This window comes from Humibacter antri (genome assembly GCF_054777235.1).
This window is the reverse complement of record NZ_BAAHAW010000006.1, coordinates 37,278-57,869: the sequence shown is the minus strand read 5'-3', so window position 1 is coordinate 57,869 and position 20,592 is coordinate 37,278. Positions and strand designations below refer to the sequence as shown.

The following is a 20,592-nucleotide window of genomic DNA, read 5'->3' as shown; positions in this document are numbered from 1 at the left end:
CCGCCGGTCGATGCACACGAGGAGGAGACATGCCTGACGAGAGGATCGATCGGTTCCACGAGAACCCCATTTCCAGCGAGCACCCCAACGTGGAGGTCAACGCGACGAAGCACGACGCGAACCGCGACCGAGGCGCCGTTGAACGCACCGGCCTGGAGGCCGGGGAAGCGGGAGTGCAAGTCGCACACGGCGTCACCTCCGCGCTGAAGGACCTCGGGCACGCGGGTGCCGACATCGGCCTGGCCGTGGCGCACGGCGTCACAGGCAGTCTGACCGACATGGGGCACGCCGTCGAGAACGTGGGTCGCGCGTTCGAGTCTGAAGAGACCCGCGCGCGTCACGACGTGCACCACAACGCGCGGATCGACCGCAAATACGACACCAAGATCGCGCACGACGAGTACGTCGACGAGCGCAAGGCGGAGCGCGAACAGCACCACGTCGACCACAAGGAGGCTCGGCGGGAGCACCACCTGGAGCGCCTCGAGAAGAAGGGCGCGGAGCAGTACCGCATCGCGAAGGCCGAGGCGGAGATCAGCAGAGACAACGCTCGCCTGGAAGAGAAGGCGGCGCACAAGGTCGCGGAGAAGCACTCGAAGGAGACACGCAAAGAGCACCGGGCCGAGGCGAAGAAGGAACGCAAGGAGCGCGACATTTAGCGTTCCGGCGGAGCTCCGGCGGGCGCTTCGGCATGTCGCGCCCGACACGCCGAAGCCCGAACCGAATCTCCGCAGGAGCGTCAGTAGGCAGGAGCGTCAGTGGGCAGGAGCGAAAGTGTCGGCTGCCCGACCTCAGCTGCTGACCCGGCTCACGGTGACCCTGCTTCGCAGCGTGCGGCTGTGGTCGACGGTGCGCACCGGCCCGGTGAGCGTCACCGGCAGTGCGAAGCGCAGGTCGCCACTGGATGCCCCGAGCCGAAGTTCGAGTTCGCCCGGCTCCACGATGCGCGAGTAGTCGCGCCCCGTGAACGCCGACAGATCCGCGTTCACCTCGAACGACACGCGCGCCTGAGACCCGGCCTCCAGTGGCACGGAGGCGTACCCGACGAGCCGGTTCACCGGACGCACCACCGACGCCACCGGATCGTGCAGATAGAGCTGCACGTTCTCGATTCCGTCGCGGTCGCCCGTATTGCTCACAGTGAGCGAGACCGTCACCGTTCCGGACGTCGTGAACTGCTCGACGTCGGTGCCGGCATCCGTCCACTCGAACGTCGTGTACGAGAGGCCGTGTCCGAACGGGAATCGCGGCGTCGGATCGATGTTCGACACCGCCGTCGCGCCGCCGAGGGGCGGTGCCAGATAGGTCGCCGGCTGCGCTCCCTCGTGATCGGGCATGCTCACCGGCAGCCGTCCGCTCGGGTTCACGCGTCCGCTGAGCACCCCCGCGATCGCGGGGCCGCCCTCCTCGCCCGGGAAGAACGCGGTGACGATGGCGGATGCCCGCTCCGCCGCGGATCCCAGCGCGTACGGCCGCCCTTCCACCAGGGCGGCGACGACGGGCGTGCCCGACCCGATCAGCGCATCCAGCAGATCCTGCTGCCTGCCGGGCAGGCGCATGCTGGTGGCGTCGCATCCTTCTCCGGATGTGCCGCGACCGAAGAGTCCGGCACGGTCGCCGAGCACCGCGATCACGAGGTCGGCGTCGCGTGCCGCCGCCACGGCGCGGTCGATGCCCGCGATGTCGGCGCTCGCCGCATCCGGAACGGCACCCGGCGTACCCGCGGCACTCACCGAGGGAGCTCCGGCAGCGTCCTCGCCCGAGGCTTTCCCGTCGACGCTCACGCCCGGCTCCACGGTGAACGTCGCGTCAGGAAACTCCGCCCGCAGGCTCTGCAGCACTGTCGGCAGCTCGATGCCGATCGGCACCTCGGGGTGCAGCGTGCCGACGTGGCTCGGGAACGAGTAGCAGCCGAGCATGGCGAACGGGTCGTCGGCAAGAGGGCCTATGACGGCGATGCGGATGCCCGTGTCTGCCGCAAGAGGCAACGTCCCGTCGTTGCACACCAGCACGATGGCGCGCTCTGCCACCTCCCGAGCGAGCGCGCGGTCCTCGGCGGTGTCAAGCTGCACGCGTCCGCGCGCCGCGTCGATGTCGTCGAGATCCGCATCGGTCCAGCCGTGGGGCAGCGGCGACCAGTCGGCGTCGAGCATGCCGAATTCGGCCTTCTGCAGCAGCACACGCCGCAACGCCCGTTCGACGAACGCCTCGTCGAGGTCGCCGCTCTCCACCGAGGCCACGAGCGGGTCGCCGTACGCCTTCACGGTGGGAAGTTCGATGTCGACGCCCGCCTTGAGGGCGGATGCCGCGGCGTCCTCCCACGTTGCGGCGACGCCGTGCAGGGCTTTCAGGAAGGCGATGCCGAAGTAGTCGGCGACCACGGTGCCGGTGAACCCCCAGGTGTCGCGGAGCAGACCGGTCAGGAGCGACTCGTCGGACGCCGACGGGATGCCGTCGACATCCGTGTACGCGTGCATGACGCTGCGCACTCCGCCGTCGCGCACGACCAGTTCGAACGGCGGCACCATGACGTCGTTGAACTCCCGGCGCCCCATCGACACGGGCGCGAGGTTGCGCGCCGCCTTCGACGCCGAGTATCCGATGAAGTGCTTGACGGTCGCCACGATGCCCGTCGACTCGAGCCCCCGCACGTATCCGAGCGCGATCGTGGCGACCAGGTACGGGTCTTCGCCGATCGTCTCCTCGGTGCGACCCCAGCGCGGGTCGCGGGTGACGTCGAGCACGGGTGCGAGACCCTGGTGCACGCCTACGGAGCGCATCCCGGCGCCGATGCGACGTGCGACCCGCTCGATCAGTGACGGGTCGAATGTGGCGCCCCACGACAACGGCACCGGATAGTTCGTCGCGCCCCACGCGGTGAACCCGGCGAGGCACTCCTCGTGCGCGATCGCCGGGATGCCGAAGCGGTTCGCGGCAGCGATCCGCCTCTGGCTGCGTGCCAGCGAGACCAGACCGATCGCCGGGTCGACCGGCGCCGAACCGAACGGCCGCGTCAGCTGTCCGAGGCCGTGCGGGAGCAGGTCGTCGAGTTCGACACCGCCCTCGCTCATGTCGTGCTGGAAGGGCGCGACGTCGTCACCGACCGGTGACGACGCGACCCAGACCCCGTACAACTGCGCCACTTTCTCGCGCAGCGTCATCTCGCCGATCAGCGCCTCGACGCGCTCTGACTGCGAGAGCCGTGTGTCGCGCCAGCGCCCGCCGGTCTCGTTGGTCTCACTCATCGAGCCCATTCCTCTCCTCACGCTCCCCGAACGTGCATTTCTCCGGACGATCGAGTGCGACCGACTCGCGCGCCGGCGAAATCACGCGCATTCGCGAGCGAACTGCCGGCTTCGGTCCTGAGAAACGAACGCCGCGGGCGCCGCTGCTCCGTCATCGGGGCCACTCAGCCACGAGATGCTCCGCCACTCTGAACGCATTCGCCACGATCGTCAGCGTCGGGTTGACCGAACCGTTCGTCGGGTGCAGCGAGGAGTCGCACGCCAGCACGCGGGCCGTGCCCCAGACGCGGCCGAACGGGTCGGTCGCCGAGTTCTCCGGCGACGTTCCCATGCGTGCTGTGCCGCACGAGTGTTCGCCCGCGGCGGATGCCGTCGCCTGTCCGCCCTGCCGCCTGATGCCCGTGATGCCCGCGGCCTCCAGCCACCTGGCACCCTGTACGGCCATGCCGTCCTCGACCTGCTGGCTCGTCCAGTGCACGTCTTTGCGCAGGGCGGCACCCGGCCGGCCCCAGCGGTCTTTCACCGATGCCAGCGTGACCCGGGATGTCGGCAGCGGCATCTCCTGCCCCATCGCGAACACGCCGAACAGGTTGGCGCGTCCGGTGCGCATCCACTCCTTGTGCGCGGCACCCCAGCCGGGTACACCCGGTGCCGGCTCGCCGGCCGAGGTCAGGGGCAGAAGCCCCATGAGGTCGACGATCACGCCGCCGCCCCAGGGAATGGTGTCGGCGTGCACGTGGTCGAGCGTCGCAACCGAGTGTCCAGGGCCGATGTACGGCTTGACCGGATGCGCCGACTCGCCCAGCACTGTCGCCGTGCGGTGGTCGTGCAGATAGCGCCCGACGTGGTCGTTGCCGAGACCGCTCGCCAGCAGCAGGCGCGCGGTCTCGACCGCGCCGGCGGAGACCACGACGACGTCGGCGCTCACGGTGAGCTCGACGGGCGCGGCGGAGGCATTCGCCATGATCGTCACGCCGGCGCCGCCCGTGCCGTCACGCACCTCGATCACCTCGGCGTCCGGCAGCAGGTCGCAGAGGCCCGTGGCGATCGCCCGCGGAATGAACGTGGACTGCGACCCGTTCTTCGCGTCTACGGGGCACGTGTTGCCGATGCACTGCGCGCAGCGCACGCAGGCGGCGCGGCCGCCCCACGGCACGGAGTTGATCGCCAGCGGAATCGGGCCCCAGCCCCAGCCGAGCCGGTCGGCGGCGGCGGCGCCGAGCAGTTCCCGCGACGGTTCTGTGCCCATCGCCGCCATGGGATAGCCGGCCGAGCGGGGCGTCCGCCGCGTCAGTCCGCCCTCTTCGCCCGCGACGCCGAGCTGCCACTCCGCCTTCGTGTAGTAGGGCTCCATCTCCTTATACGACACCGGCCAGTCCGCGAGGCTCGCACCGTCGGGATTGCCGTAGAGCGTGCGCATGCGGAAGTCCTCCGGCATGAATCGCCACGCCATGCCCTGCCAGATGCGCGTGCCGCCGCCCACGGCGTCGGCGTTGAGACCGTAGACCGATGCGTCGTCGATCCCGTCGAGCACGCGGTCGCCCTCGGGGAGCCGTGCGACCCGTGGATGCCCGGGCCCGGGTCCCACGGTCGGCCAGTACACCGCATTGCGCTTGCCGTGCAGGTGATCCCCGCGGATCTGCTCGTTCCGCAGATACGGTGCGCGCTCCACGAGCAGCACGTGCTTGCCGGCTGCCGTGAGCACCTGGGCGGCGACGCCGCCGCCCGGCCCGGATCCGATGATGATCGCGTCGTAATGCGCCTGCACTGCAGCAGCGGGGATCGTCTTCAGCGGCTCCGGCTCGATCGGTGTCACGCCCTCCGGCACGCCGCGGAACCCCACCATGTCGAGCCCGGCAGGATGTCTGCCGTCCGACGACGCGTAGTACCCCTCCCAGCACACCCGCCGTAGTGCGTCGAACGCGGCTGCACCGGAACCGGCCGCCACCACCGCCAGAATCGCGTCCTGTGCGGCCGGGGCGAGGTCGGCGAAGCCGGCCGTGGTGACCTCTGCCGTGCCGGAAGCTGTCGATGCGGACGCGTCTTCGAGCACGCGACGCGCCTCATCGTCGAGCCGGGCCGCCAACGAGATCAGTTCCGGCCACGCCCACGCGAGGTCGCGGTCGGCCGAGATCGGGTCGGAGGTCAGGTACTCGGCGACGCCGCCGCGCCATCCGGCGGGCCAGGCATCTGCGGGGATGATGCGGTCGACGGCCGCCCGGAGCACGCCGAGCGAGCGAACGGACAGGGCGGCCGCGCGTGTTGCGCGACCGCCCTGTTCAGCTGGAACGACGTCCGTTCCGCGATCGTCGTGTACAGCGGGAACGTCGTCCTTTTCGCGGCCTTTGCCGTTGCCGTTGCTGGGGTCAGCGTCCGGCAAGTGATCCTCCGATTCCGCCGACGGAGAAGAACCGGTTGAGTACGGCGAACACGATGATGGGTGGCAGCATCATGATCACGGCGACGGCCATGACGAGTCCCCAGTTGGTCTGGTTCTGCTGGAAGAACGTGTTCAGGCCGATGGGGAGGGTGTAGTTCTGGTCGCTGCGGAGGAAGACCAGTGCGATGAGGTAGTCGTTCCAGGCCAGCAGGAACGAGAAGATCGCGGTGGAGAGGATGCCGGGCAGCGAGTTGCGCAGCACGACTCGGGTGAAGGATCCGAACACGGATGCCCCGTCGATCCAGGCCGCTTCTTCGAGGGTGATCGGGATGGAGTCGAAGTAGGCGGCCATCATCCAGCACGCGACGCTCATGGTGGAGCCGGTGTAGATGATCATCACGCCGACCAGATTGTCGACCAGCCCGAGTTTGGAGAACAGGAAGAACAGCGGGATCACGGCGGTGACCACGGGCAGGGACTGCACGATGAACAGGATCAGCGCGTAGGAGGAGACCAGCCGATTGCGGCCGCGGGAGAGCACGTATCCGGCGGGCGCGGCGATCACGACCGCGGCGACGACGGTGACGGCGGCGACGAGGAGGCTGTTGCCGAGCCACGTGCCGACCGAGGTCTGGGAGAACACGTCGCCGAAGTTCTCGAGCGTGAGCCCGGTGGCGGTGGATCCCAGTGAGGGGGTGAGGGAGAGGATGACCACCGCGATGATCGGGACGAGCACGATCGCGGTGATCACCACGATGCCCAGCAGGCGCCACCACTTGCCGCGTTCGCCCAACTCGCCCAGGGTGCGGCGTTTGCCGCCGGTGACTCCGACTTGAAGGTGGCCGATGAGGTCGGTGGATGCTTCGGTGCTCATGCGACGTTCGCCTTTCTGATCTGGCGGTACAACAGCACCGAGATGATGACGAGAACGATGGTCATCAGGAACGCGATCGCGACGCCGGGGCCGACCTGGTAGTTCTGGAACACGGTCTGGTAGGCGAGCACGACCAGGGATTGGGTGGCGTTGACCGGGCCGCCACCGGTCAAGAGGAAGATCGTCGGGAAGTCGTTGACGCAGAAGATCGTCATCAGAATCCACGACACGTAGGTGGTGCGAGCGATCATCGGCAACGTGATCTGGGTGAACGTCTGCCAGGGGCCTGCGCCGTCGACCTTGGATGCCTCGTACACGGTGGTGTCCACCGACGCGAGTGCGGAGGACATCATCATCATCATGAACGGGAAGCTGATCCACACCTTGAACACGCAGACCGTGATCTGGGCCAGCAGTGGGTCCGCGAGGAACAGCACGTTCCCGAATCCGAGCGCGTGAGCCAGAAGCGGCAGCGGGGACTGCGGAGTGGCGACCAGCCAGTTCCAGCTGGTGGCGGAGACGACCACCGGGACCACCCACGGCAGAAGAAGAAGCACCTTCCACAAACCGGCCAGCGGTATCCGGGTGCGCAGCAGCATCGCCAACCCCAGCCCTGCCGCCCACGAGCCGAAGACGCCCACGATGGTGAACACCAGTGTGAACAGAGCCGCGTGCCAGAACCCGGGCTGCTGCACCACATTCACATAGTTCGTGAACCCGACGAATGCGCCGGAATCGATCAGGTCCCCGTTCCGCAACGACTGCCAGCCTGCGTAGATCACCGGGTACAGGTTCAACAGCAGCAGGAACAGCAGCGACGGGATCGCGAACAGCAGGAACGTCCACATGTGCGAAATCGCACGTCCCCGTTTGCCCTTGCCCGGGGCACGCCCAGGACCCGCCACACCCACACCGTTACGCGCCTTCTTCAACGCGCCGGCCACGGACTCGGTCGACATGTCAGCCTCTCCTTCGAGCTTCCAGAATGAGAACGGGTGGGCCAGACGCTAGACGCGTGAGGCCCACCCGCAATGCATCCTTACTTCATCAGGCCTTCGATGGCGTTCTGCAGCGTCGTCAGTGCACTCTTGGCATCCGTCTTACCACCGAGGATCGCCTGTGCGAAGGTGATCATCGGCTGGGTGCCGTCGACAGTGTTGGCGATGTTGTAGAACAGGCCCTTTCCGCCCGGCGCGGCCCAGGTGCCGTAGATCGGGTTCCAGTCCTTCAGGATCTTCACCGTCACAGGGTCGGCCTTGAGCACCGAGGTGTTCGCGATCGACGTGAGCGGCGGAAGGCCGATGCCGGTCTTCTCGGTCCACAGCTTCGACATGTTCTTGTAGTAGTACGTGAGGAACGCCTCCGAGCCCTTCTGGCTGGGGGTGTTCTTGTACATCATGATGTTGTTCGGGAAGTAGATGCCGCCCTTCTTGCCCGAGTTGCTGGTCAGCGGGTCGCCCACGAACATGTCGTTCACGACGTCGCCGCCGACGCTCGTCGCGAGGCCCGCGCCATCCCAGCCGTAGCCGAACTTCTTCGCCTTCCACTGCGCCTGCACGTTGGCGCTCGTGTACGTCGCCGCCGCCGGGTCGGAGTAGCCGTTCTGAACGAGCTCCAGCACGTACTCCATCGCCTCGACGTTGACGTCGGTGACGCATGCCGGCTCCTTCTTCGAGTTGAAGAGGCCGCCGCCGTTGTTGATCATGAACGCGGTGAGGATGTGGCTCCCGGTGAAGTTGCCGGCTCCTGAGCCGACGCCGAAGCCGTAGACGCCGTTCTTCTTCAATGCGGCGCACACCTGCTTGTACTCGTCCCAGGTGGTCGGCACATCGACACCGGCCTGCTGAAGCAGTGCCTTGTTGTACCACGAGCAGCGAACATCGAGGTTGTACGGAACAGCGGCGTATCCCTGGTCGGTCTTCATGGTGTCGAGAAGGCCGGGAAGGAAGTCGTCGTAGATGCCGTTGCTCTTCCAGGAGTCGAGCAGGCTGTCCGCGTACGCGATCTTGCCCTGGTGCGCGAACTGGAACGCCTGCGTGCCGCCTCCGGAGCTGACCGCAGGGCCCGTGTTCGAGGCCACCGCCGACGAGAACGTCTGGGTGAAGTTAGCCCACTGGATCTCCTGGTACGTGGCCGAGGGAAGACCGCTGGCCGGCTTGTAGGCCAGCGTGATCTTCTTGTCGAGAGGGTTGAACGCCGTTCCACCCCAGGGCATGTTCCAGAACTTCAGCGGCTTGCCGCTTCCGCTCGTGCCGCCTCCGCCACTGGAACAAGCGGCGAGGAGGGTCGTCGCGGCGACGCCGCCGGCGAGGCCGAGGAAGCCGCGTCGGGTGAAGGCTGCGCCTTTGGATTCCGATGCCATTATCAGATCCTTCCGTCCGCACGGCGCCGGGGCGTCGGGCGGAGATTCGTCGTTGAATGTCAGGTTGGTGCGGCGGTCGCGGCCACGCCTCTCCACGGCCGTCCTGTCATCTTTCAATATTTTGTTGGGCGTGTCAACATTTTCAACGGGCGCCCCACGCGTGTTGTGATGAACCGAAATCAAGATGTGACGAAAGTCGTGGGAGCGCTCTCACGGAGAGGTTATACGACAGATCCTCACGCGGCCAAAACGTTACCGAGCCGTTGTCGTCGACCCGCGAACGACGAGTTCCGTCGCCAGCTCTTCCCGTGCAGAGCCCGCCGCTGCGCCGCCTCGCAGCCGCAGCAGCATGCGCATCGCGGCGGCCGCCATCTCCTCGATCGGCTGACGCACGGCCGTGAGTGCCGGCGTGACCCATGCGGACTCGGGCAGGTCGTCGAAGCCCACGACGCTCAAGTTCCGCGGAATCTCGATCCCGGCCACCGAAGCGGCTCGGTAGACGCCGAGCGCCATCTCGTCAGAGCATGCGAACACGGCAGAGGGCGGTGCACTCGAGCGAAGCATCCGCCGGGCGACGGCCTCGGCGGCGTCGCGATTCCAGTCGGCCTGTTGCACACGGCCGTCCGGCAGCGGGATGCCCGCCTGCTCGAGCCCTGCGCGGAACCCGTCGACCCTGGCGCGGCCGTATCGGTAGTCGCCGGTGCCGGTCAGCACGGCGATGTCGCGATGGCCGAGCTCTGCCAGGTGCATGGCGGCGGCGTAGCCGCCTGCCCAGTCCGTCGTGCCGATGCTCGGAATACCCGAGGCGGAGTCCGACGACGGGTCGAGCAGTACGAGCGGAACGCCCGCCGCGGCGAGCGTCTGCACCTGCGCCCGGTTCGGCGTGAGCAACGCGACAGTGGCTCCTCGAGACCTGCGGGCCAGCAGTCGCGCCACCCAGTCCTCGCCGGCCTGCTGCTGCGGGCGTGCGACCGTGACCACCACGTCGAGCCCTGCCGCTGCCGCGGCGCGTTCGGCGCCGCTCAGCACGAGGTTCGCCCATGAGCCGCTCACCTTGCTGATCACGAGATCGACGAGTCCGCCGGTCTCACGGTCGCGCAAGCCCGCATCGCGTCGCCTTCGCCGGTATCCGGTCGTCTCGACCAGCCGCATGATGCGGTCTCGAGTGGCGACCGAGACATCCGAGCGGCCGTTGAGCACCTTGGACACGGTCGGGACCGTCGTTCCGGCCAGCTGTGCGAGGTCGGCCATGGTGACCGCACGCCCGGAGCCGTCACCGGACGCCGCCGAACGGCCGGATCGCCCGTTCGTCCCGGCAACGTCGAGACCCCGTACGCTCATGGGCCAATGCTAGGCCTGAGTTGCGCAACTTCTAAAGACCTTGGAACGCTTGATTGTTCGAGTGTCTCGGTGCGAAGATCGGACCGGGCGTACTGTTGTGTCGCAAGACTTGCGCAAGTATCGATGCCGAGTCGTGCGACTTGCTCGCACGTTCAGCCGAGCGTTCACCGCACGCATCACGCGGTCGACATCCCACAGTCGTCATCGAACAAAACAGTCCTCATCGAACAAAGGAGTCGCGATGGCAGACGGCACACCCCGGCTGCGCGTCGGCATGGTCGGCTACGCCTTCATGGGCGCGGCTCATTCGCACGCCTGGCGCAACGCCCACCGATTCTTCGACCTCCCGCTGACGCCGGAGCTCACGGCCGTCGCAGGCCGGCACGAGGCCGCGGTGTCGGCCGCTGCCGATCGCCTCGGCTGGCACGGCGTCGAGACGGACTGGCGGCGGCTGCTCGAGCGCGACGACATCGATCTGATCGACATCTGCACGCCGGGCGACACGCATCCTCAGATCGCGATCGCCGCCCTCGAGGCCGGCAAGCATGTGCTGTGCGAGAAGCCTCTGGCGAACTCGGTGGCCGAGGCGGAGCGCATGACGGATGCCGCCCAGGCGGCGGCCGCGAACGGCGTGTTCGCGATGTGCGGCTTCACGTACCGCCGGGTGCCGGCGCTGTCGCTGGCTCGGCGCTTCGTCGAAGAGGGCAGGCTGGGCGAGATCCGTCACGTGCGCGCCCAGTACCTGCAGGACTGGCTGAGCGATGAGAACGCGCCGCTCACGTGGCGACTGGACAAGTCGAAGGCGGGCAGCGGCGCGCTCGGAGACATCGGGGCGCACATCGTCGACCTCGCGCAGTGGGTCACCGGATCCGACATCGTCGGACTCTCCGCCATCGTCAACACGTTCGTCTCGGAGCGGCCGGTCGGCGGCGACATGGTCGGACTCGGCGGCACCGGCTCCAGCGATGCCGAGAAGGGACCTGTCACGGTCGACGACGCCGCGGCGTTCACCGCCCGCTTCGGCAACGGCTCCATCGGAGTGTTCGAGGCGACCAGGTTCGCGCTCGGGCGCAAGAACACGATCCGCCTCGAGGTGAACGGCTCGAGGGGCTCGATCGCTTTCGACTTCGAAGACATGAATGTTCTCAAGTACTACGACGGCACGGACGATGCCGAGGCGCAGGGTTTCCGCAGCATCGTCGTGACCGAGCCGGTGCATCCGTACGCCGCGAACTGGTGGCCGGCAGGTCACGGCCTCGGCTATGAGCACAGCTTCACGCACCAGGTCGTCGACCTCGTGCGCGACATCGCCGCAGGCGTGCAGCCACGGCCGTCGTTCGACGACGCGCTCCAGGTGCAGCGCGTGCTGGCTGCAGTGGAACGATCGGCGGATTCCCGTTCCGCCTGGCAGACGACGCAATAGCCGGTCATCCAGGTCGCAGTTCTCGTCGGCTGGGCCAGGGCTTTGCGACGAAAACTGCGACCTGAACGACGAAAGCAACAAGAAGGAGGAGGACGGACGATGACGCGTCCGATCACACTGTTCACCGGCCAATGGGCCGACCTGCCCTTCGAGGAGGTCGCGCGGCTCGCCGGCGAGTGGGGATACGACGGCCTGGAGATCGCCGGCTGGGGCGACCATCTCGACGTGAACAAGGCGGCGAGCGACCCGGTGTACGTGCGGAACCGGTTGGAGATCCTGGAGCGAAACGGCCTGAAGGTCTTCGCCATCTCGAATCACCTCGTCGGCCAAGCCGTCTGCGACGACCCGATCGACGAGCGCCACCACGACATCGTGCCGCCGCACGTGTGGGGCGACGGCGACCCCGAGGGCGTGCGGCGGCGGGCGGCCGAAGAGCTGAAGACCACGGCCCGAGCCGCGGCGGCGCTCGGCGTGAAGACCGTGACCGGATTCACCGGCTCGAAGATCTGGAAGACGATCGCCGGCTTCCCGCCCGTGCCCGAGTCGATGATCGACGACGGCTACCAGGACTTCGCCGACCGGTGGAATCCCATCCTCGACGTGTTCGACGAGGTAGGCGTGCGCTTCGCGCTGGAGCCGCACCCGAGCGAGATCGCTTTCGACTACTGGTCGAGCAAGCGCACGCTGGAGGCGATCGGTCACCGGGATGCCTTCGGCTTCAACTTCGATCCGTCGCACTTTCTCTGGCAGCAGATCGATCCCGTCACGTTCCTGCAGGACTTCGCCGACCGGATCTACCACGTGCACTGCAAAGAGTCGGTGACGCAGCTCAACGGGCGCAACGGACGCCTTGCATCGCACCTGCCATGGGGCGACCCGCGCCGCGGCTGGGACTTCGTCTCGACGGGGCACGGCGAGGTGCCCTGGGAGCCGATCTTCCGCACTCTGAACTGGATCGGCTACGACGGCCCGACCAGTGTCGAGTGGGAGGACGCCGGCATGGACCGCCTCGTGGGCGGCCCCGAGGCGCTGCAGTTCGTGCGCAGGCTCGCCACCATCACGCCACCTGAGGCCGCCTTCGACGCGGCGTTCTCACAATCGCGCTGACGACACGCATACCGCTGGTTGAGCTTGTCGAAACCAGCACCGGAACCGCCTGATCCTGCTGGTTTCGACAAGCTCGACCAGCGAAATAGAGACAACCGAAAGCAGAACATGACTGACGCAACGCGTCGCGCGCTGATCGTGCGCGGCGGCTGGGACGGGCACGAGCCCGAGCAGACCACCGATTCGTTCATCCCGTTCCTGAAGGGGAACGGCTTCGAGGTGCGCGTGGAGGAGTCCCCGGCGATCTACGCCGACGAGGCCTATATGGACACCGTCGACCTGCTCGTGCAGATCAACACCATGAACTCCATTGAGAAGGAGGAGATGGCCGGCCTCGATCGCGCTGTGAGGAACGGCATGGGCATGGCGGGCTGGCACGGCGGCATCGCGGATTCCTACCGCAACACGGCCGACTACCTGCACATGATCGGCGGTCAGTTCGCGCACCACGCGAACCGGGCGCCGAAGGAGCAACTGGCCGGCGAGCAGTCCGACAACTACATCCCGTACACCGTTCACATGTCCGAGCTCGGAAAGGTGCACCCGATCACGGCGGGCGTCGACGACTTCGACCTCGTCACCGAGCAGTACTGGGTGCTCAGCGACGAGCTGAACGACGTGCTGGCCACCACGACGCAGGCCGCGCGCGAATGGGATGCCTGGCACCGGCCGGTCACCGCGCCCGCGATCTGGACCCGCCTGTGGGGCGATGGCCGCATCTTCGTCTCGGCCCCCGGCCACAAGCTCGAGGTCGTGAACGACCCGAACGTGCGGGGCATCATCGAGCGCGGCCTGCTCTGGGCCGCACGGGGGTCCGCTCAGCCCGCCCCGAGCGCAGCCGACGTCGAGTCCGGCGCGTTCACCGCAGCAGGCGGTCAGGGAACGGGCGCCGGCGATGAGTGAGGCATCCGGAGTCCTGCGGTTGGGCGTGATCGGGGTCGGCAACATCAGCGCTCAGTACTTCGCGCACATCCCCGATCTGCCGAATCTCGAGCTGGTCGCCGTCGCGGACGTGAACGAGGAGCGCGCCCGAGAGGTGGCCGGGCAGCAGAGCGATCACGGGTCGACGGTGCGTGCGCTCACGGTCGATGAGCTCCTCGCGGATGCCGGTATCGACGCCGTGCTCAACCTGACCATTCCGCAGGCGCACGCGGCTATCGGCATCCGTGCGCTCGAGTCCGGCAAGCACGTGTACGGCGAGAAGCCCCTCGCCCTGACGCCCGCGGAGGCCGAGCCGCTGCTCGCGCTCGCCGCGGAGAAGGGTCTCCGGGTGGGAAGCGCACCCGACACGGTGCTGGGCACCGGCATCCAGACCGCACGCAAGACACTGGACGACGGTGCGATCGGGGAGCCGATCGCAGCGGCGATCCACTGGAGCGCGCCAGGTCACGAGCTGTGGCACCCGGCGCCCGCGTTCTACTACCAGCCAGGCGGCGGTCCGCTGTTCGACATGGGTCCCTATTACCTGACGAGCATCGTGACGCTGTTCGGTCCGATCGCGCGGATCTCCGGCGTGGCAACCACGTCGTCACGGCAACGCTCGGTCGCCACCGGTCCGCTCGCCGGCACCGTGATCCCGGTGGATGTCGCCACGCACGTGAGCGCGCTGCTCGAGCACGAGAACGGCCTCACCACGACCGTCACGGTGAGCTTCGACGTGTGGAAGTCCCGTGCGCCGCTCTTCGAGGTGTTCGGAACGGAGGGAACCATGGCGGTACCGGACCCCAACCGATTCGACGGCGATGTGGAGATCGCACCTGCCGCGACACGCGAGTGGGGGGCGGTGCCGGTTTCCGCCGGCTGGGCCGATTCCGGCCGGGGCTTCGGACTGGCGGAGATGGCCCGAGCGATCGACACCGACCGACCGCACCGGGCGAGCGGGGAGCTTGCCTTCCACGTGCTCGAGGTGATGGACGGCATCCTGCGGGCCGCAGCCGATCACAGCGTCGTCGAGATCGGCAGCAGCGTCGAGCGCCCGGCGCCTGTGCCTCTGGCGTCCACGCCGGCCACCTGGTAGCACGAATCGCTTCGACCCGCATGGCGGGTGGCATCGGAGGCCGCGCTATCGCGGCTTCGCCGCTCATCGGCTCAATCGGGTCGGTTATGCGAGCGAGCTCGCATGACGCTCCCCTCAATCGCCTATATCGTGTCGAGGAAGAGCGCTCTCTCTGAGCGCTTGACCCCGACATCCGTTCAGCGTGGCATCCGCACGGAAGCGGCATTTGTGCTGCGGCATCCGTGCGGATCGCGCCGACAGGCAGGAAAGACATGACTCAAGGCAGTGACGACTTCCGCGACAGCGGTCTGCAGTTCCCCGGCTCGTTCGTGTTCGGTTCTGCGACGGCGTCGTACCAGGTCGAGGGTGCGGTCGAGGACGACGGCCGGTTGCCGTCCATCTGGGACACTTTCAGCCACACGCCGGGCAAGGTGTGGAACGGCGACAACGGCGACGTGGCCGACGACCACTACCACCGCCTGGATGCGGATCTCGACTTGATGAAGCGTCTCGGCCTGCATGCCTACCGTTTCTCGATCGCGTGGCCGAGAGTCATCCCGAGCGGCCGCGGCCCGGTGAACCGCAAGGGCGTCGACTTCTACTCGCGACTGGTGGACGGGCTGCTGGAGCGCGACATCACGCCCGTCGCCACGCTCTACCACTGGGACCTGCCGCAGGTGCTCGAAGACGAGGGCGGCTGGCCGAATCGCGAGACGGCCTACGTGTTCGCGGACTACGCGGCAGCGGTCGGCGAGCGCCTCGGCGACCGCGTCGCGGTCTGGACGACGCTGAACGAACCGTGGTGCTCCGCCTACCTGGGCTACGCTTCCGGCGCCCACGCACCCGGTCGCACGAACGGAGCGGCCGCCCTGCGCGCCGTGCACCACCTCAACCTCGGCCACGGGCTTGCGTTGCAGGCTTTGCGAGCGACCGTCTCCAACGACGACGCGCAGTACTCGGTGACACTGAACCTGCACGTGATCCGGCCGGAAGGCGACACGGGCGTCGAGGCGGCGCGACAGATCGACGCGCTGGGCAACCGCGCGTTCACGCATCCGATGTTGAAGGGCGAGTATCCGGCCGACCTCCTCGAAGACACGAAGTCGCTGACCGACTGGTCATTCGTGCAGTCGGGTGACCTCGACACGATCAACCAGAGCATCGACATCCTCGGCGTCAACTACTACTCCACGAATCGGGTGCGGCTGTGGGACGGCAGGAGTGAGCGACAGAACGCCGACGGGCACAAAGACGTCGGCGCTTCGCCGTGGCCCGGCGCCGACCGAGTCGAGTTCCTCGATCAGCCCGGCCCGCACACCGAGATGGGCTGGAACATCGAGCCGGCCGGCCTCTACGACCTGCTCGTCGCACTGCACGAAGAGTTTCCGCAGCAGCCGCTGATGGTCACCGAGAACGGTGCTGCCTTCGCGGATGTCGTCGCGCACGAAGAAGGCGGAGCCGCGGTGCACGACGCGGACCGCATCGACTACTTGCGTCGTCACCTCACCGCGGCGCACCGCGCGCTGCAGGACGGCGTCGACCTGCGCGGCTACTTCGTGTGGTCGCTGATGGACAACTTCGAGTGGGGCTTCGGCTTCTCCAAACGGTTCGGCATCGTGCGCGTGGACTACGACACCTTGGAGCGCCTGCCGAAGGACAGCTCCGCCTGGTACGCGGAGCTCGCCGCGACCCGCAGCATTCCCTCAGCCGGTTGAGCTGGCAGGCCGGCTCACGCTGGTGTCTGCGCCACTTTGCGGCGATTGCGCCTCGTTGTCTGGCGCAATTATCGACAGAGTGGCGCAGACACGCGTGCGCCGAGCGGTCGCGCCCGGGTTGAGGTGAATGCGTCCGCAATAAGTTCGGTCACCGAACGTGAATGCCACTAGGCTGCCTCAGGTGACCGAAGCCTTGGCGCTGCCGCCGGATGCCGTGCCTGTACGCTCCGCGCTCGGAAGCAATCTCGACGGCGTTCGGCAGCACAATCTCGGCGCGGTGCTGCGGCTCGTGCACGGCATCGCGGGGCGCTCCCGCTCGGAGCTCACCAGGGCGACAGGTCTCAGCCGCTCCACGATCGGAGCGCTGGTCGCCGAGCTCACCGCGCTCGACCTCGTCTCGGAACAGGAGCCGCGGGAGTCGACGGGCGTCGGTCGGCCGAGCCCGGTCGTCGTCGCCAACCCGAAGGTGGTCGTCGTCACGGTCAACCCGGAGGTCGACGGCGTGAATGTCGGGCTTGTCGGGCTGGACGGCACGGTGCATCGCCGCGTGCGCCACGCAACGGCTGAGCCGCCGACTGCAGAAGAGGCCGCCCGCATAGTGGCCAATGTGCTGGAGGGCTTCAAGGCACTGTTCGATTCCGGGTTGCTGGTCACCGGCATCGGTGCCGCGGTGCCCGGCAGCGTGCGCGAGGCGGACGGCGTCGTGCGCATGGCCCCGCACCTGGAATGGGTCGACGAGCCGTTCGCCGCGCTGCTCGAGAACGCCACAGGTCTCCCCGCACTGGTGGCCAACGACGCCAGCCTGGGCGCGAACGCCGAGCACCTGTTCGGAGCGGGGCGCGGCATCGGCGACCTCATCTACCTGAACGGCGGCTCCGGCGGCATCGGCGGCGGCGTCATCACGCGTGCGCTGCCGCTGGCCGGAAGCTCCGGCTATGCCGGCGAGCTCGGCCACACCCTGGTGAACTCCGGCGGTTCGCGCTGCCACTGCGGTGCGATCGGATGCCTGGAGACGGAGGTCTCGCAGGCCCGCCTGCTCGACGCACTCGGACTCGACGACGCCGACGGAATCGACGAGGCGATGCACAGCCTCGACGGCGAAGGACGCGACGAGGTGGAGCGCCAGTTGCGCTATCTCGCGGTGGCGATCCGCAACGCGGTGAACATCCTCAACCCGCGGCGGGTGGTGCTCGGTGGATTCCTCGGCGTGTTGCTGGATGCCGCGCCGCAGGTGCTGGACGGCGCGGTGCGCGAGCAGTCGCTGACGGCATCCGCGGAGCAGGTCGACATCGTGCGCGCCGAACTCGGCTCCGAGGTGCTGACCGTCGGTGCCGCAGAGCTCGCGTTCACCAGGCTCATCGCCGACCCGACTCTGGTGCGGCGCTGAGGCCACCGCCGGTTGAGCAGCGGGCGTAGACCGCGTGTCGAACCGAACCTCAGGTTCTACACGACCACCTTCGGCGGCGTGCTCGGCGGGATGGTCGCCCTTCGCTCACCACCGTGATCGAACCCGGCCAGGAGTGGTGGCGCCCAGGCGGCCCACCTTAGGCTGCCGCACATGATCATCACGCTCGCGCTCTCCGCCAGTCTCGACGTGACCTACGAGGTCGATGAGCTGAACGTCGGCGACATCACCCGGCCGTTCGCCGTGACCCGCGTCGCCGGGGGAAAGGCGTTGAACGTGGCGAGGGCCGCGTCTGCGCTCGGTGCCGAAGTGAGCACGCTGGCCGCGCTGGGCGGTGCGACGGGGGAGTGGGTCGCAGACATGCTCGCGCACGACGGTGTGGCGGCCACCGTCGTTCCGCTGCGCCGCGTGACGCGCACCTGCATCGCGGTGGTCGAGCGAGCGGAGTCGGCGACGAGCACAGATCTGTACGAACCGGCCACCGAGCTCGACGACGACGAGTGGGATGCCTACGCCGCCGCCACCCGCAGCGCCGTCATTCAGGCGAGCACCGGGCGAGGCATGCCGTGGGTCGCACTGAGCGGATCCGTTCCACCAGGCGTTCCGCTCGACGAGCTCGGATCGCTGCTGTCCGAACTGAGGAGAAACGGCGCCCGCATCGTGGTCGACGGCTCGGGAGACGGGCTGCGCGCCACTGCGCAGGCCGCCGAGCTGGTCAAGGTGAACCGACGCGAGGCGTCCGAACTGCTCGGCACCGAGCTGGAGACCGCGTCGGATGCCTGCCACCTGCTGCGAGCACGCTACGGCTGCGACGCCGTGGTCACCGACGGTGTCGCGGGGTCGGCCGCCCTGCTCGGCGACACCCACACGTCGGTGCCCGCGTCGGCCCGACGTGGCCGATTCCCCGCGGGCAGCGGCGACGCGTTTCTGGGCGGTCTGCTCGCGGCGTTCGAGCGCGGCGACTCGGCAGCGGATGCGCTCGCTGCGGCGGCGAGCGCGGGGGAGCGCAATGCGCTCGTCGCGGGCCAGGGTCGCCTCGCAGCGGAGTAGGACGCTAGGCGGGCATCCTCGTCCGAGGCACGCGTACACCTTCTCGGCCTCCGCTCTGAGTCCCATCCTGAGTCGCATCCTGAGGCACATCGCACTCTGGCGTTCCCCAGTCGGCATCCGGTAGAGTTTTCTCGAATCGATTCGACGCTGCTCGTCCGACTGTTATCCGACTCAGAGCGGCGTCGATTCGCGTCTCGTCTCCTTCAAGCACCTCGCCGCGAATCCTGCAGAAGATCTATGTCTACCGCCACGAAACCCTTACCCGTCGTCCCCGGGCCCCGCTCGTCCGATCAGAACGACGCCGACATCGTCGAGACGCACACTTCGGGCATCCCGGTCGTGGGCATCACGGCGGGGATGCCGACCGGCGGCATCCCGACGATCGACCGGGGCACGCGCGCACCCGGCCATCGATCGGCGGAGACACAGTCATCCATCGTGCACCCCGGCGACGCCCTGCCGACGCGCAAGAGGGTCTCGTACATCCTGATCCTCGGTGCGCTCACCGCGCTCGGTCCGTTCACGATGGACACCTACCTGCCGTCGATGCCCAAGCTCGAGAGCGACTTCCACGTCTCGACCGCGATCATCCAGCTCACGCTCACCGCGACCACCGTCGGGTTCGGGCTCGGGCAGCTCATCGTCGGCCCGTGGAGCGACAAAGTGGGGCGGCGCATGCCGCTCATCCTCGCGACGGCCGTGCACATCCTGGCATCGCTCGGGGTGGCACTCGCGCCGAACATCGAGCTGCTCAGCCTGTTCCGCCTGCTGCAGGGCCTCGGGGCCGCCGCGAGCGGCGTCGTCGCGATGGCGATGGTGCGCGACCTGTTCAGCGGGCACCGCCTCGTGACGATGCTCTCGCGTCTCGCCCTGGTCAACGGCCTCGCCCCGGTGATAGCGCCGGTGCTCGGCTCCCAGCTGCTGCTGATCATGCCGTGGCGCGGCATATTCTGGGTGATCGCGGCCTACAGTGCCGTGATGCTCACGTGCCTCGTCTTGTGGATCAGGGAGACCAGGCCGCTGGAGGCGCGCGTCGCGTCAGGGCATTCCAGTGTCGGCCAACGGTTCAAGTCGGTGCTCGGTGACCGCATCTACGTGGGCATCGTCATCGTCAGCGCGATGAACTTCTCCGGACTGTTCGCCTACCTGTCCTCGAGCTCGTTCGTGTTCCAGATGGTCTACTCGTTCGACGCCCAGCAGTACGGCGCGCTGTTCGCGGCGAACTCGGTCGGCATCATCATCGGGGTGCAGACAGCCGCCCGCCTGGCCAAACGGTTCGGCCCGCAGTGGGTGCTCTCGGTGTCGACGGCGACGATGACCATTGCCGCCGCGCTCATCGTCATCCTCGGCAGCACGGGCGCCGGCGGCATCTGGGGTGTCATCGTTCCTCTGTGGTTCTTCATCGCATCGTGCGGCTTCGGGTTTCCGTGTGTACAGGTGCTCGCTCTCAACGGACACGGCGCCGAGGCCGGCACGGCGGCGTCGCTTCAGGGCGCATCCAATTTCGCGATCGCAGGACTCATCTCCCCGCTCGTCGGCCTGCTCGGCGTGGCCAGCGCCGCGCCGATGGGTATCGTGATGCTCGCCTGCTCGCTCGTGTCGGTCTGCTCGCTGTGGTTCGTGGTGCGGCCGCGCACCGTGCCGGCCCTTGCGCACTGACGAAGCAGAGCACGCCGTCGACAGTCAGGCGAGAC

The 20,592-nt window shown here is 67.9% G+C and carries 14 protein-coding genes and 2 pseudogenes; 9 read left to right on the top strand and 7 right to left on the bottom strand.

Annotated elements, in window-relative coordinates; genetic code table 11:
• Positions 1-29: 29 nt before the first annotated feature.
• On the top strand, positions 30-659 hold the full coding sequence (locus ACYVDK_RS03955) for a hypothetical protein (RefSeq protein WP_460518265.1): 630 nt from the start codon (positions 30-32) through the stop codon (positions 657-659).
• Between the two features lie 132 nt (positions 660-791).
• On the opposite strand, the gene ACYVDK_RS03950 is transcribed toward ACYVDK_RS03955, so the two are convergent.
• The 7 genes and pseudogenes from ACYVDK_RS03950 to ACYVDK_RS03920 all read right to left on the bottom strand — a co-directional run bounded on the left by ACYVDK_RS03950 (position 792) and on the right by ACYVDK_RS03920 (position 10,202).
• Positions 792-3,245, bottom strand: a complete 2,454-nt coding sequence (locus tag ACYVDK_RS03950; protein WP_460518263.1) for a glycoside hydrolase family 3 N-terminal domain-containing protein — start codon at positions 3,243-3,245, stop codon at positions 792-794.
• 151 nt (positions 3,246-3,396) lie between these two features.
• Positions 3,397-3,789, bottom strand: a pseudogene (locus ACYVDK_RS03945) (GMC oxidoreductase); the annotation flags it as partial.
• Positions 3,790-4,077: 288 nt separating this feature from the next.
• Positions 4,078-5,091: pseudogene (locus ACYVDK_RS03940) on the bottom strand (GMC family oxidoreductase N-terminal domain-containing protein); the annotation flags it as partial.
• Between the two features lie 520 nt (positions 5,092-5,611).
• On the bottom strand, positions 5,612-6,499 hold the full coding sequence (locus tag ACYVDK_RS03935) for a carbohydrate ABC transporter permease (protein WP_460518260.1): 888 nt from the start codon (positions 6,497-6,499) through the stop codon (positions 5,612-5,614).
• Positions 6,496-7,458: a carbohydrate ABC transporter permease gene (locus ACYVDK_RS03930; protein WP_460518257.1), complete on the bottom strand. Its 963-nt coding sequence runs from the start codon at positions 7,456-7,458 to the stop codon at positions 6,496-6,498. Before ACYVDK_RS03930 ends, ACYVDK_RS03935 begins: the two co-directional genes overlap by 4 nt.
• 80 nt (positions 7,459-7,538) lie before the next feature.
• Positions 7,539-8,861 carry an ABC transporter substrate-binding protein gene (locus ACYVDK_RS03925; protein ID WP_460518254.1) on the bottom strand — a complete coding sequence of 441 codons (1,323 nt, stop codon included), beginning with the start codon at positions 8,859-8,861 and terminating at the stop codon, positions 7,539-7,541.
• A 252-nt stretch (positions 8,862-9,113) separates the two neighbouring features.
• Positions 9,114-10,202 carry a LacI family DNA-binding transcriptional regulator gene (locus ACYVDK_RS03920; protein WP_460518251.1) on the bottom strand — a complete coding sequence of 363 codons (1,089 nt, stop codon included), beginning with the start codon at positions 10,200-10,202 and terminating at the stop codon, positions 9,114-9,116.
• Positions 10,203-10,443: 241 nt separating this feature from the next.
• Between ACYVDK_RS03920 and ACYVDK_RS03915 the strand changes: the two genes are divergently transcribed.
• The 8 genes from ACYVDK_RS03915 (at position 10,444) to ACYVDK_RS03880 (ending at position 20,557) form a co-directional block, all read left to right on the top strand.
• Entirely contained in the window at positions 10,444-11,625 is a 1,182-nt protein-coding gene (locus tag ACYVDK_RS03915) for a Gfo/Idh/MocA family protein (RefSeq protein WP_460518248.1), read from the top strand.
• A gap of 99 nt (positions 11,626-11,724) precedes the next feature.
• Complete coding sequence (locus ACYVDK_RS03910; protein WP_460518245.1) at positions 11,725-12,732, top strand: sugar phosphate isomerase/epimerase family protein; 1,008 nt, start codon at positions 11,725-11,727, stop codon at positions 12,730-12,732.
• 108 nt (positions 12,733-12,840) lie between these two features.
• Positions 12,841-13,635, top strand: a complete 795-nt coding sequence (locus ACYVDK_RS03905) for a ThuA domain-containing protein (RefSeq protein ID WP_460518242.1) — start codon at positions 12,841-12,843, stop codon at positions 13,633-13,635.
• Positions 13,628-14,749 carry a Gfo/Idh/MocA family protein gene (locus ACYVDK_RS03900; protein WP_460518239.1) on the top strand — a complete coding sequence of 374 codons (1,122 nt, stop codon included), beginning with the start codon at positions 13,628-13,630 and terminating at the stop codon, positions 14,747-14,749. Before ACYVDK_RS03905 ends, ACYVDK_RS03900 begins: the two co-directional genes overlap by 8 nt.
• Positions 14,750-15,000: 251 nt before the next feature.
• Entirely contained in the window at positions 15,001-16,443 is a 1,443-nt protein-coding gene (locus ACYVDK_RS03895) for a glycoside hydrolase family 1 protein (protein WP_460518236.1), read from the top strand.
• Between the two features lie 181 nt (positions 16,444-16,624).
• Complete coding sequence (locus tag ACYVDK_RS03890; RefSeq protein ID WP_460518233.1) at positions 16,625-17,830, top strand: ROK family protein; 1,206 nt, start codon at positions 16,625-16,627, stop codon at positions 17,828-17,830.
• 171 nt (positions 17,831-18,001) lie between these two features.
• Complete coding sequence (locus ACYVDK_RS03885) at positions 18,002-18,898, top strand: 1-phosphofructokinase family hexose kinase (RefSeq protein ID WP_460518230.1); 897 nt, start codon at positions 18,002-18,004, stop codon at positions 18,896-18,898.
• Between the two features lie 237 nt (positions 18,899-19,135).
• Positions 19,136-20,557: a multidrug effflux MFS transporter gene (locus tag ACYVDK_RS03880; RefSeq protein WP_460518227.1), complete on the top strand. Its 1,422-nt coding sequence runs from the start codon at positions 19,136-19,138 to the stop codon at positions 20,555-20,557.
• Positions 20,558-20,592 lie beyond the last annotated feature (35 nt).

Excerpts from the sequence above, each read along its gene's own strand:
- ACYVDK_RS03880 (WP_460518227.1), top strand. The coding sequence starts at position 19,136 with ATGTCTACCGCCACGAAACCCTTACCCGTCGTCCCCGGGCCCCGCTCG.
- ACYVDK_RS03905 (WP_460518242.1), top strand. The coding sequence starts at position 12,841 with ATGACTGACGCAACGCGTCGCGCGCTGATCGTGCGCGGCGGCTGGGAC.
- ACYVDK_RS03895 (WP_460518236.1), top strand. The coding sequence starts at position 15,001 with ATGACTCAAGGCAGTGACGACTTCCGCGACAGCGGTCTGCAGTTCCCC.
- ACYVDK_RS03885 (WP_460518230.1), top strand. The coding sequence starts at position 18,002 with ATGATCATCACGCTCGCGCTCTCCGCCAGTCTCGACGTGACCTACGAG.
- ACYVDK_RS03915 (WP_460518248.1), top strand. The coding sequence starts at position 10,444 with ATGGCAGACGGCACACCCCGGCTGCGCGTCGGCATGGTCGGCTACGCC.
- ACYVDK_RS03950 (WP_460518263.1), bottom strand. The coding sequence starts at position 3,245 with ATGAGTGAGACCAACGAGACCGGCGGGCGCTGGCGCGACACACGGCTC.
- ACYVDK_RS03920 (WP_460518251.1), bottom strand. The coding sequence starts at position 10,202 with ATGAGCGTACGGGGTCTCGACGTTGCCGGGACGAACGGGCGATCCGGC.
- ACYVDK_RS03925 (WP_460518254.1), bottom strand. The coding sequence starts at position 8,861 with ATGGCATCGGAATCCAAAGGCGCAGCCTTCACCCGACGCGGCTTCCTC.
- ACYVDK_RS03935 (WP_460518260.1), bottom strand. The coding sequence starts at position 6,499 with ATGAGCACCGAAGCATCCACCGACCTCATCGGCCACCTTCAAGTCGGA.
- ACYVDK_RS03955 (WP_460518265.1), top strand. The coding sequence starts at position 30 with ATGCCTGACGAGAGGATCGATCGGTTCCACGAGAACCCCATTTCCAGC.
- ACYVDK_RS03930 (WP_460518257.1), bottom strand. The coding sequence starts at position 7,458 with ATGTCGACCGAGTCCGTGGCCGGCGCGTTGAAGAAGGCGCGTAACGGT.
- ACYVDK_RS03900 (WP_460518239.1), top strand. The coding sequence starts at position 13,628 with ATGAGTGAGGCATCCGGAGTCCTGCGGTTGGGCGTGATCGGGGTCGGC.
- ACYVDK_RS03910 (WP_460518245.1), top strand. The coding sequence starts at position 11,725 with ATGACGCGTCCGATCACACTGTTCACCGGCCAATGGGCCGACCTGCCC.